The organism is Yersinia sp. Marseille-Q3913 (assembly GCF_963892745.1).
Taxonomy (GTDB): Bacteria; Pseudomonadota; Gammaproteobacteria; order Enterobacterales; family Enterobacteriaceae; genus Yersinia; species Yersinia bercovieri.
This window is the reverse complement of sequence record NZ_CAWQAF010000022.1, coordinates 104,503-116,802: the sequence shown is the minus strand read 5'-3', so window position 1 is coordinate 116,802 and position 12,300 is coordinate 104,503. Positions and strand designations below refer to the sequence as shown.

Here is a 12,300-nt window from a genome sequence, read left to right as displayed (position 1 = left end):
TAGTCATGGGTGTTTTTTTTTGCTTAGCTGAAAGTGCGGTAGTACATTTAGCCCTTTCGGTCAAGCCAGCAGGTCACATCAATGCAAGTTATGTGCAGTATTACAAGTTTGTGCTATGTATCAGTGCATTGGTTACTGTAAGCCAAGGGCGGTAGCATGGTTTTTAGTGTGAAAAACCATCGTAACCTATTGATCTATAAAGTTACTAGTTTGCAATCCCTTTAGTTCGAATTGATTTCTTTATAAACATGTTAATACTTTCCCATGAAATTTAATTTAGCCAGGTTTAAAATATGTCTTTCAATATAAAACTACAGCCATCTGGGATCATTTTTGATGCTGACGAATCTACAACTATTTTAGATTCAGCTTTAGGGAATAATGTTAATATTGAATATAGCTGTAAAGATGGCAGCTGTGGCTCTTGTAAAGCAACATTAATTTTAGGTGAAATAGAACAGGGTAAAAATACTTCACTAACAAATGAAGATATAACTAATGGAATAATTTTGACGTGCTGCTCAAAGCCTAAAAGCGATATAGAAATTAATGTAAAATATTATCCCGAGTTAAGTCATATAATGAAAAAAACTTATCCATGCAAACTCGATAATATTGAATTTATTGGCAGTGATATTGCTATTTTAACTCTGCGTTTACCACCAACATCTAAGATTGAATATTTGGCAGGGCAATTTGTTGATTTAATCATGAATGGGCAACGGCGCAGCTACTCCATTGCTAATGCTCCCGATAAAAAAATAGAGTTACATATTAGAAAAGTTCCGAATGGTTTGTTCAGTGGGATTATTTTTAACGAACTTAAATTACAACAACTTCTCCGTATAGAAGGTCCACAAGGTACCTTTTTTGTTCGCGATAATAGCCGTCCGCTTATATTTTTAGCGGGAGGAACAGGTTTTGCACCGGTTAAGGCAATGGTTGAAGATCTTATAAATAAGAGTGACCAGCGGCCAATTCATATTTATTGGGGAATGCCTGAAAGCAAACTTTTCTATTCGGATATAGCCAATAAATGGGCAGCAGAGTACCCGAGTATCCGATATATCCCGGTAGTTTCTGGTGAAGATAGCTCTTGGGATGGTCAAACAGGATTGGTTCATAAGACGGTGATTAACGATTTTCCTGAGCTAACTCACCACAGTGTATATGCTTGCGGTTCGCTCGCCATGATTTCAGCCGCACAACAGGAATTTGTTAAACATGGACTGGCTGCAGAGCAATTCTTCTCTGACGCCTTTGTACCATCAAAATAATTATTAATGGAGAGTAAAGTGAAAGCAGTTATTCTGGCCGGTGGTTTGGGGACTCGTCTTAGTGAAGAAACAGTAGTCAAGCCAAAGCCGATGGTAGAGATCGGCGGGATGCCTATTTTATGGCATATTATGAAACTCTACTCTGCTTATGGGATTAATGACTTCATTATCTGCTGTGGTTACAAGGGATATGTAATAAAAGAATACTTTGCGAATTACTTTATGCACATGTCTGATATTACCTTCTCCATGCGTGATAATGAAATGAAAGTACATCAAAAACGGGTAGAGCCGTGGAATGTGACGTTAGTTGATACCGGTGAAAACTCAATGACTGGTGGTCGTTTGAAACGAGTCAAAGACTATGTCAAAGATGACGAGGCATTTTGTTTTACTTATGGTGATGGTGTCAGTGACGTTAACATTGCTGAGTTAATTAATTTTCATAAGAGCCATGGCAAGCAAGCAACATTAACGGCCACCTATCCTCCGGGTCGCTTTGGTGCCCTGGATATTAAAGATAAACAAGTCCGCAGCTTTAAAGAGAAACCCAAAGGTGATGGGGCATTAATTAACGGCGGCTATTTTGTTCTGTCTCCTAAAGTTATCGATCTTATTGATGGCGATAAATCAACTTGGGAACAAGAACCATTAATGACGTTGGCTGAAAACGGTGAATTAATGGCCTACGAGCACGCTGGCTTTTGGCAGCCAATGGATACCTTGCGTGACAAAGTTTACCTGCATGAGTTATGGGAAGCTGGCCGTGCTCCCTGGAAAGTTTGGGAATAAATATCATGATCGATAAAAACTTTTGGCAAGGTAAGCGCGTTTTTATTACTGGGCACACCGGTTTTAAAGGTGGTTGGTTAAGTTTGTGGCTACAAAGCATGGGAGCAACGGTAAAAGGTTATGCTCTCGCAGCACCAACAGAACCAAGCCTGTTTGACGCTGCTCGTATTGCAGATGAGATGATTTCGGAAGTCGGTGATATTCGTCATTATGACCAACTGCTTAAATCAATCAGCGATTTCAGACCCGAAATTGTTTTCCATATGGCAGCACAACCTTTAGTTCGCCTATCTTATTCAGAACCGGTTGAGACATATTCGACTAATGTGATGGGTACGGTTTATCTGCTAGAAGCTATTCGTCATGTTGGCGGCGTTAAAGTCATTGTTAATATTACTAGTGATAAGTGCTACGACAATAAAGAGTGGGTTTGGGGATATCGCGAAAACGAAGCCATGGGCGGGTATGACCCTTATTCAAACAGTAAAGGTTGTGCAGAACTAGTTAGCTCCTCTTACCGAAACTCCTTTTTTAATCCATCAAAATACCAACAACACGGCACTGCATTAGCAACCGTGCGAGCTGGTAATGTTATTGGTGGTGGTGATTGGGCACTGGATAGAGTGGTCCCTGATATTCTACGTGCTTTCGAGAAATCAACTCCTGTTATTATTCGCAACCCACATGCTATTCGCCCATGGCAACATGTATTAGAGCCGCTGTCTGGCTATTTATTACTGGCACAACGAATGTATTACGATGGCCCAAAACTCGCCGAAGGCTGGAACTTTGGACCCAATGATACAGATGCAACACCGGTACAGAATATTGTAGAAAAAATGGTTCTATTTTGGGGAGAAGATGCTCGTTGGCAATTAGACGGCAATGAGCATCCTCATGAAGCCCATTATTTGAAGCTAGATTGCTCTAAAGCAAAAATGCTACTAGGCTGGCACCCACGTTGGAACCTTGATATTACGCTATCTCGCATTGTTGACTGGCACCAAGCCTGGCTGTCCGGCGCAAATATGCATGAGTACAGTATTAACGAAATTAATAGCTATATGAACACTAAATGATTTGAGGTCATAGATAAATGAGTCAAGAACAATTACGTCAACAGATAGCTGAGTTAGTTGCTCAGTATGCTGAAACGGCTATGGCCCCAAAGCCATTTGAAGCAGGTAAAAGTGTCGTACCACCATCAGGTAAAGTAATAGGCGCAAAAGAGTTACAATTAATGGTTGAAGCATCCCTTGATGGATGGTTAACAACAGGCCGTTTTAATGACGCTTTTGAAAAGAAACTTGGTGAGTATATTGGCGTTCCTTATGTACTGACGACCACCTCAGGCTCTTCTGCTAACTTACTGGCATTGACCGCATTAACATCCCCGAAATTAGGTGCGCGCGCACTTAAGCCCGGTGATGAGGTTATTACTGTCGCCGCAGGGTTCCCCACAACAGTAAATCCAACCATCCAGAATGGATTAATTCCCGTATTCGTTGATGTTGATATTCCAACTTATAATGTCAATGCCAGCTTAATTGAAGCGGCAGTTAGTGATAAAACTAAAGCAATTATGATCGCCCATACTTTAGGTAACTTATTTGATTTGGCTGAAGTGCGCCGAGTCGCAGATAAGTATAACCTATGGCTGATTGAAGACTGTTGCGATGCTTTAGGCTCTAAATATGACGGAAAAATGGCTGGCACATTCGGTGATATTGGTACTGTTAGTTTTTATCCGGCTCACCATATAACAATGGGCGAGGGGGGCGCGGTATTTACTAAATCAGTTGAGCTCAAATCCATTATCGAATCTTTCCGCGATTGGGGCCGTGACTGTTATTGCGCACCAGGTTGCGATAACACCTGTAAAAAACGTTTTGGCCAGCAATTAGGTTCTCTGCCATTTGGTTACGATCATAAATACACCTACTCACACCTCGGTTATAACTTAAAAATTACCGATATGCAGGCGGCATGTGGTCTGGCACAACTGGAACGTGTTGAAGAGTTTGTTGAAACTCGTAAAGCGAACTTTAAATACCTCAAAGATGCACTTCAGTCATGTGTAGATTTTATTGAGCTACCTGAAGCCACTGAAAATTCAGACCCATCATGGTTTGGTTTCCCCATTACTTTGAAAGAAGATTGCGGCATTAGCCGTATTGACTTGGTTAAATTCCTTGACGAAGCAAAGGTAGGAACTCGTTTACTCTTCGCCGGCAACTTAACGCGTCAGCCCTATTTCCATGATGTGAAATACCGTGTAGTTGGCGAATTGACAAATACCGATAGAATCATGAATCAAACTTTCTGGATTGGTATCTATCCAGGACTAACACACGATCATTTAGATTATGTAGTGAGTCAGTTTGAAGAGTTCTTTGGTTTGAATTTCTAATTTAGTTATTACGTTGAGCTAGCTGGTCTAGCTCAATTTTTACTGAGGTAGTTAATGAAAGCGTCTGATGCCATAGCACATGTATTGAGTGCTAATAATGTGGACTTCGGTTTTGAATTGATTGGTGGGATGATTGCGCATCTTGTTGATAGCATCAATTTATTAGGGAAAACAAAATTAGTCTCTGTACATCATGAACAGGCAGCAGCATTTGCAGCAGGTGGGATCGCTAGAGCTACTGCTAATCAAAAGATAGGTCTAGCTTTAGGCACTAGCGGCCCTGGTGCAACCAATTTAATTACAGGCATTGCAGATTGTTGGTTGGATAGCTCACCTTGTATTTTTATTACTGGTCAGGTAAATACAAATGAGCTAAAAGGTGAGAGAAATATCCGACAACAGGGTTTCCAAGAGCTAGATATAGTCAGTATTGTTCAAAGTATTACAAAATATGCCTATCAAATAACAAATAAAGATGAAATTATCCCGTGTCTACAGCATGCTATAGAGACAGCACTCAATGGAAGACCTGGTCCAGTACTTATAGATATTCCAATGAATCTACAAAGAGCAGAACTAGATGACAGTGTGATTGATTATCTTAAAGAAAATAAAGCCAAACAAATAAAATATAATCTTTCTGCATCATCCGAGTTCGAAAAAACATTTGACTTATTAAGCGACTCAAAACAACCAGTTTTCTTAATTGGTGGTGGGGCGATAAATTCAAAGAACTTTAATGAGTGGCAATCCTATCTTTCAGATAATCATATTCCTCATGTTGCAAGCTTAAAAGGGAGTGAAAAGACGATAGCCCTACCAGGATACTTCGGTATGATTGGTAGCTATGGTACTCGTACTGCAAACTATGCTCTACAGCATGCAGATTTAGTTATTGTGCTTGGAAGTCGCTTAGATGTTCGCCAAACTGGTGCAGATACAGATGATTTTGCCCGGAATGCAAAAATCGTTCAAATAGATATCGATCAGCAGCAGCTTGATAATAGAGTCAAGGGTGATTTTAGCGTGGCTGCATCCTGTGAAGACTTCTTTTCTTATTCATTAAGTCATACTGTAAATATTGAATGTGGTAATTGGATTTTAAAGCTAAATAAACATTGGGATGAAATGTTTGTTGATGAATATAAAGAACTTAATATTAGCCCATTTAAAGTATGTGAAGCCCTGAATAATTTATTTAATGATAAGAAAGTGCATTATGTTACTGATGTTGGTAATAATCAAATGTGGGCGGCACACTCTCTGCGATTAAGTTCAGGACAGGCAGTTCATAATTCTGGTGGTTTAGGTGCTATGGGATTTGCAATACCAACTGCGATCGGAGTTTCTTATGCAATTAATGATCTAGTCGTCGTTATTACCGGTGATGGCGGAGCACAACTGAATATCCAAGAACTCGACATCATCGCCAGAGAGAAAAGGCCCATACTTACAATTGTACTTAATAATGATTCTTTAGGTATGGTTAGAGCATTCCAAGAGATGTATTTTGATGGTCGGGATGATTCGACATACTGGAATGGCTATAGCTCATCATTTTCAAGTATTGCTAAGGCTTATAATATCACTGCATTCACTATTACGACAGACATTGAGCTCTCAAAATATATAAATGATTTTATAACTAGCCCAAGACCAATGCTTATTGAAGTATTAATGAGTGATGCGAGAGAATGCCGCCCTAGACTGGCATTTGGTAATCCAATTGACAAACAGTTCCCATATAAGTAATTATTTATTTTAGTCTTTTACTATTAGTGATTTTAAGCTTAATTTCATTTATCAAACGACTACAACTTTATAATAGTTTTTCTAATATCTATCTAATGTGCGAAATTCTTATCCCTAAATGAATTGATAAAAGTGATTTCATTTTAAATAATATGAAAAATAGTCAAACCCTAGCATCTAAAATATCAGAAAAAACTTCAATTGATTACCATGTTGGAGTGACTTTATTACTTAGATTATGGACTATTGCTGCCGGTGGTATATTAATAATATTAATTCCACTTTATCTGACAGCACCTGAACAAGGCTATTTTTTTACCTTCGCAAGCTTAATTGCGATGCAGGTGTTTTTTGAACTTGGATTTAATTATGTAGTTGTCCAGTTTATCGGTCATGAAATGGCTCATGTCACTATTAATAATAATGGCCGCCTCGAAGGAAGTAGTAATAGTGTCAGTCGCATTTACTCACTTATCTCATTATTAAAGAAATGGTATACAGTTATTTCATTGGTTTTCTTTGTTGTCGTTTTTTTTGCAGGATTCTATTTTTTTAAACATAATGGGAGCTTGCAAATTCATGATTGGTTACCTGGCTGGACACTACTAGTTTTCTTTTCCTCGATAAATCTCTTTATTAGTCCGTTTTTGGCTGTATTGGAAGGAATGGGTTTTGTTGGTCAAGTAGCTACGATAAGGTTAATACAATCGGTAGTTGGCTATTCCGTTCTTTCAATATTACTTATATGTAAGTTAGGACTTATTGCTATACCTGCAATTACTGGAGCTGCGGCGTTATTTTCGACAATTCTAGTATTAAAGAGATATGGTAGGTTATTATTTAGACCAGGTTCTGATAATATTATTTCTAATGAAAAGATATCTTGGTATAAAGAAATTTTCCCTTTCCAATGGAGAATCGCTTTAAGTTGGTTAAGTGGGTATTTCATTTTTCAATTATTTAATCCAATGTTATTTGCACATCAAGGTGCAATTGAGGCTGGAAGAATAGGTTTAACATTGGCAATATTTAGTGCGATGTTATCTCTATCAATGAGTTGGGTTACAGCCAAAAGTCCAACAATGGCTAGGTTGATCGCGGAAAATAAAAAGATAGAATTAAATAAGTTATTTATATCCTTAATAAAGAAATCAGGAACATTGAATTTTTTGATTTCTATTTCATTCTTGATTTTCGTTCTTTTACTGAAAAAATATGGTGTCGATATAGTGAGCAGAGTTGCCAGTATTGAAGTTATAGTATTACTGTTTTTCATTTCTCTAGCTAATCATGCGGTATTTTCAATGGCGGCTTACATGCGGTGTCATAAGGAAGAACCTATGATATGGAATTCATTATCAACTGGCTTTATAGCGTTTCCACTTATTTATATATTTTCGCAAGTTAGTTCATTTGCTACCATTGCAAGCTATGGTTCTATAATGATTTTCGTATCATTACCATGGTGTTATTTATTATTCCGTAAGTATTACAATCATGGTGTAATTAAAGGTAATTAGATAAGTTAGTATCTTCTTTTTACGTGTTAGAGATTAGGTGTGTCGTATGCTAACGAGTATATCTCAGAGTGCGGCATTTATATATAGATAGCGTTAATGGCATGATAGACAATGATGAATAAAGAAATAATTTCTCAGGATGTGAATGATATCATTAACTCATGCCAAGATTTGATGACATTAAAAAACAAAGCTATATTAATTACAGGAGCAAGTGGCTTTATTCCTGCTTATATGGTTGAAACTATTGCCGTATTAAATAAAAACCATGGTCTAAACATTAAAGTGTATGCTTTAGTCAGAAATGAAATAAAAGCTAAAAAGAGGTTTAGCCATCTTTTAAATACTAGTTGGTTAAACTTCATCTGCCAAGATGTTACAGAAGAAATTAAAATAGATGCTACAATTAACTACATTATTCATGCGGCTAGCCAAGCGAGCCCAAAATACTATAAGACAGACCCTGTAGGTACTCTTTTAGCAAATACAAAAGGAACTTATAATATACTTGAGTTTGCTCGACGTAATATCCACAGTATTGAGGGAGTGCTTTTTTTTAGTAGTGCTGAAGTCTATGGAGACCTAAATAAAGATATTCAATATGTCTCGGAAAATGATTTTGGTTCTCTAGATTGTAGTGAGTTACGCGCTTGTTATGCTGAAAGTAAGAGAATGGGCGAGACAATGTGTATTTCATGGGGAGAGCAATATTCTGTTCCATGTAAAATTGTAAGAATATTTCATACATATGGACCAGGAATGGCTCTAAATGATGGTCGTGTTTTTGCTGATTTTGTAAGCTGTGCTGTTAAGGGCGAAAATATAGATATGAAAAGTGATGGCTTGGCCATCCGTGCTTTTTGTTATTTATCGGATACAGTTCATGCTATTTTTAAAGTTTTGTTATGTGGCCATATAGGACAATCATATAATGTTGGAAACGAAAACTGTGAAATAAATATTCGTGATTTGGCTTTTTTGGTTAATAAATTATCAATTAATAATAATTCAAAAGTTATAATCTCAAATAGTGATAACAACTATATTTTAAGCAAAGTAAACCGTATTATTCCAGACACAACTAAATTACGATCTCTTGGATGGGAACCGAAATATGACGTAATTTCTGGATATAAACGGACAATAAAATTTTACTTAGAGTAATTTACGCTTATAAATGACAATATATTAATCTACTTAAAGTGATAACTTGAAATCTACTAGTAGCGCAGATAGGCATTATAAAATGAACTCTAAATCAGACGTTAGTATAACAATTGTTATCCCTACCTATAATAGGATCGAAAAACTAAAAAGTCGTATCTTTGAGTTATTACCACAAATGAGTGAAATTGATACATTATTTATATCTGATAATGCCACTGAGAATTTTGATGTTGAAATTATCAACTTTTTCAAAAATGAGCCAAGAATATTTTTTCATCAAAATAAAGAAAATATTGGTGCAAACGCCAATATAGCAAAGTGTTTTGAGTTGGTAGAGAATGACTGGATGTGGCTACTGAGCGATGATGATTGTGTAAAACCAAATGCTTTAAATATAATAAAGAAATATATTGGTGAGAAGAACGTTGATTTTATAAATTTCTCATCTGAGCTTTTAAAAACTAAGCGAGTTGATTCTGTATGTAGGTCTTTTGATGAATACTTAAATTCAATTGGAAAAAATTTCAGTAACCATTTACTTATTTCTAATAATGTATTCAATATGAAAGCGTTTCGGCCTTTTCTAAAATTCGCATATTGGGGGTGTTTTGTTAATGCACCACATTTAGCGCCTGTTTATTGTGCTCTAGAAAATAACTCGCATATTTTATTATCAGGCGAAAATATTGTTGAATGGCAAAAACCCGATCGCATGGATTGTTGGCTGCAATCATCTTCTTTTAATTTGCTTTTTTTACCTGATGTATTATCAAATGCTCAGTTAAGAAGAAGGTCCATTCATACAGTTATGGAAGGGTTATCTATTCCTGAATTTTTAATTGCTCAACTGGCATTCAACAAAATAATCGATCCGGAGTGTGCTGATAAAGTAGATACTTATGCAGGAAGAATTATGAGTATCTATATGAAATATGGTAATGCCTTACAAAAGACAAGAGCTTTTCTTTTGAAAATAATGATAAAATCTCCACGATTATACTTATTTATGGTTAATATTGTGTGTAAAAAAATATATGGTAAGCCTATATATGATTTTCTTCAAAAAAGAAAATTCGAGTTTTATTTATAACTTTAGCTTTTTTACAATCCAAATAATTGGTTAATTGATAAGAAATCATAAGAATTAATATATAATTACAAAGAATAATATATGACTATTATTTTTGATGATTTAAGTCAGTGTGCGTTGAGAGTAATATGATATATAAAAAAGAACTTATTTCAGTAATTATAGTAAAGATTTTCTTTACACTATTTGCGGTTTTTGTATATAACCAGTTTTCGCACTTAGCTGACTCTGAAAGATACTTAAATGCAACAGTGAACCTAAATAATTTTTTAAATAGAACTCAATTTGTAGATAATATATTTTCACTTTTGCGATATTTGATTTCAAGTAAGCTTTTAATAAATGTTTTTATATCTATAATATTTGGATTTTCATTTTATTTTGTATTCAAAGATCTTCTTAATTTTATAGATAGGAAGCTATTATATATATGTTTTCTTCTTCCAAGTTTTCAAATTTGGACAAGTGTAGCAGGCAAGGAAATTATAGCGATAGCAGGGTTGCTTTTTTTTATAAAATGGGTTGTGAACATACAGTTTGGTAGAAGAAATAGAATAAGTTATCTTTTTGTTGGTGTTTTTTTTGGCATTCTACTCCGACCTCATTATGGTATCGCATATGCTTATCTCGCGAGCAGCATTATTATATTAAGCAATGTTAAAATTTCTAATTTTTCAAAATGGGCTTATATCTTACTATTAGTAATAATATCTATTCTACTGGCATTGATACTGGCAGTAACTGTCGGTTTGTGGAGCGAAAAATTTTTAGCAGTATTGGTTATAATTAAAAATTACTTCTTATCATCTGATGCAGCATATGCCAACCGATATTATATACAATGGGGGACAGTTGCAGATTACTTCAATAATATAGTGTGGGGCTCTTGGGTCTCAATTGTTGGACCAACATTTTATGAGACATTAAATAGAATTGTTTATGCTCCTTTCTTTATTGAAGGGATTGTTAGTTTAATGCTAATGATCTATATATTCTATCTGTTTTATAAAGTTACGGAAATAAATGTATTGTATAGAAAGTATTTTTACATAGCATTTATCCCTGCAGTAATAATTGTATTAATGATTCATTATCCATTTGGTGTTTTTAATCCCGGTGCAGCAATAAGATATAAGCAAAATATAACACCATTAATATATTTCTATCCTCTATTGGTGCTTGCCTGTATTAATGAGTCTAAAGCGAAAAATTATATGACATAAGCATTTTTAATTTATTATGTACTCCTTCTCTTCTAATAAGTAACTAAATTCCATATTTCGATAGATTAATAACATGTGAGTATTTTATGAATATTGCAATAGTTGGTGGGTCAGGTTTTATTGGCACAAATTTGGCTGAATTACTCAATAATAAAAATGTCGATTTTTCAATTTTCGATAAAGTTAAGAGTGATAAGTATCCAGATAAGTGGCAATATTGTGATGTTACCGAATATGATACTCTAGTTAAAACATTAGATGGACATGATTTTATCATCAATTTAGCCGCGGAACATAAAGATAATGTTAGACCCATTGACCTTTATTATAAGGTTAATGTTGATGGTGCTAAAAATATTTGTAAGGCAGCAGACTTTCTTGGTATAAAAAATATCGTTTTTACATCTTCCGTTGCTGTATATGGTTTTGTGGAAAAAGAGACCGATGAAAGTGGAGAGTATGCTCCTTTTAACCATTATGGGAAATCTAAGTTAGAAGCTGAAAAGATCTATGATGCATGGTTTGATTCCTCCTCAGATAAAAAATTAGTTACTATCCGCCCTACCGTTGTTTTCGGGGTTGGTAATAGAGGCAATGTTTACAACTTATTTAAGCAGATCGCGTCAGGAAAATTCTTGATGATTGGTAGTGGCGAAAATGAAAAATCCATGGCTTACGTTGAAAATATAGCTGCTTTTTTAGAACTTACTCTTTCGTTTTCTGCTGGGTATCACTTAATAAATTATGTAGATAAGCCTGATTTCACAATGAATGAATTATCTACTATCATTTATAATTGCCTTGGAAAAAAGAGTAAAATAATTAGGGTACCATATTTTATTGGGATATGTGCAGGTTATACTTTTGATATTTTGGCGAAAGTTAGTGGCAAAGAATTACCGGTAAGTAGCATTCGAATCAAAAAGTTTTGTGCAAAAACCCAATTTAGCTCTAACAATATCAATAATTATAATTTTTCAGCTCCTTATTCTCTGAAAGATGCCGTTGTAAAAACAATTTCACAAGAGTTTATGAATAGAAAGTAACTTATTTTTTCTTGATTTAATAA

At 35.3% G+C, this 12,300-nt stretch carries 10 protein-coding genes; all 10 read left to right on the top strand.

The genetic code is table 11. The features are described from left to right. Positions 1-293 precede the first annotated feature (293 nt). The 10 genes from AACW11_RS10860 to AACW11_RS10815 all read left to right on the top strand — a co-directional run bounded on the left by AACW11_RS10860 (position 294) and on the right by AACW11_RS10815 (position 12,277). Positions 294-1,277 carry a CDP-6-deoxy-delta-3,4-glucoseen reductase gene (locus AACW11_RS10860; protein ID WP_212584296.1) on the top strand — a complete coding sequence of 328 codons (984 nt, stop codon included), beginning with the start codon at positions 294-296 and terminating at the stop codon, positions 1,275-1,277. 18 nt (positions 1,278-1,295) lie between these two features. Next, the gene (gene rfbF / locus AACW11_RS10855; protein ID WP_212584295.1) at positions 1,296-2,069 is read left to right on the top strand and encodes a glucose-1-phosphate cytidylyltransferase; all 774 of its coding nucleotides are present in this window, start codon (positions 1,296-1,298) and stop codon (positions 2,067-2,069) included. Positions 2,070-2,074: 5 nt separating this feature from the next. After that, entirely contained in the window at positions 2,075-3,148 is a 1,074-nt protein-coding gene (gene rfbG / locus AACW11_RS10850; RefSeq protein WP_212584294.1) for a CDP-glucose 4,6-dehydratase, read from the top strand. 17 nt (positions 3,149-3,165) lie between these two features. Further along, positions 3,166-4,479: a lipopolysaccharide biosynthesis protein RfbH gene (gene rfbH, locus AACW11_RS10845; protein ID WP_212584293.1), complete on the top strand. Its 1,314-nt coding sequence runs from the start codon at positions 3,166-3,168 to the stop codon at positions 4,477-4,479. A gap of 54 nt (positions 4,480-4,533) precedes the next feature. Then, positions 4,534-6,231, top strand: coding sequence for a thiamine pyrophosphate-binding protein (locus AACW11_RS10840; protein WP_212584292.1), 1,698 nt, complete (start codon positions 4,534-4,536; stop codon positions 6,229-6,231). Positions 6,232-6,383: 152 nt separating this feature from the next. Then, positions 6,384-7,751, top strand: a complete 1,368-nt coding sequence (locus tag AACW11_RS10835; RefSeq protein ID WP_212584291.1) for a hypothetical protein — start codon at positions 6,384-6,386, stop codon at positions 7,749-7,751. Between the two features lie 111 nt (positions 7,752-7,862). Next, the gene (locus tag AACW11_RS10830; RefSeq protein ID WP_212584290.1) at positions 7,863-8,915 is read left to right on the top strand and encodes an NAD-dependent epimerase/dehydratase family protein; all 1,053 of its coding nucleotides are present in this window, start codon (positions 7,863-7,865) and stop codon (positions 8,913-8,915) included. Between the two features lie 82 nt (positions 8,916-8,997). After that, positions 8,998-10,008: a glycosyltransferase family 2 protein gene (locus tag AACW11_RS10825; protein ID WP_212584289.1), complete on the top strand. Its 1,011-nt coding sequence runs from the start codon at positions 8,998-9,000 to the stop codon at positions 10,006-10,008. Between the two features lie 128 nt (positions 10,009-10,136). Further along, positions 10,137-11,231, top strand: coding sequence for a hypothetical protein (locus AACW11_RS10820; RefSeq protein ID WP_212584288.1), 1,095 nt, complete (start codon positions 10,137-10,139; stop codon positions 11,229-11,231). A gap of 86 nt (positions 11,232-11,317) precedes the next feature. Further along, positions 11,318-12,277, top strand: coding sequence for an NAD-dependent epimerase/dehydratase family protein (locus AACW11_RS10815; RefSeq protein WP_212584287.1), 960 nt, complete (start codon positions 11,318-11,320; stop codon positions 12,275-12,277). The last annotated feature ends 23 nt before the right edge of the window (positions 12,278-12,300 follow it).

Coding starts and splice junctions, on each gene's coding strand:
- AACW11_RS10825 (WP_212584289.1), top strand. CDS start 8,998: ATGAACTCTAAATCAGACGTTAGTATAACAATTGTTATCCCTACCTAT.
- rfbG (WP_212584294.1), top strand. CDS start 2,075: ATGATCGATAAAAACTTTTGGCAAGGTAAGCGCGTTTTTATTACTGGG.
- AACW11_RS10860 (WP_212584296.1), top strand. CDS start 294: ATGTCTTTCAATATAAAACTACAGCCATCTGGGATCATTTTTGATGCT.
- AACW11_RS10820 (WP_212584288.1), top strand. CDS start 10,137: ATGATATATAAAAAAGAACTTATTTCAGTAATTATAGTAAAGATTTTC.
- AACW11_RS10835 (WP_212584291.1), top strand. CDS start 6,384: ATGAAAAATAGTCAAACCCTAGCATCTAAAATATCAGAAAAAACTTCA.
- rfbH (WP_212584293.1), top strand. CDS start 3,166: ATGAGTCAAGAACAATTACGTCAACAGATAGCTGAGTTAGTTGCTCAG.
- AACW11_RS10840 (WP_212584292.1), top strand. CDS start 4,534: ATGAAAGCGTCTGATGCCATAGCACATGTATTGAGTGCTAATAATGTG.
- AACW11_RS10815 (WP_212584287.1), top strand. CDS start 11,318: ATGAATATTGCAATAGTTGGTGGGTCAGGTTTTATTGGCACAAATTTG.
- AACW11_RS10830 (WP_212584290.1), top strand. CDS start 7,863: ATGATGAATAAAGAAATAATTTCTCAGGATGTGAATGATATCATTAAC.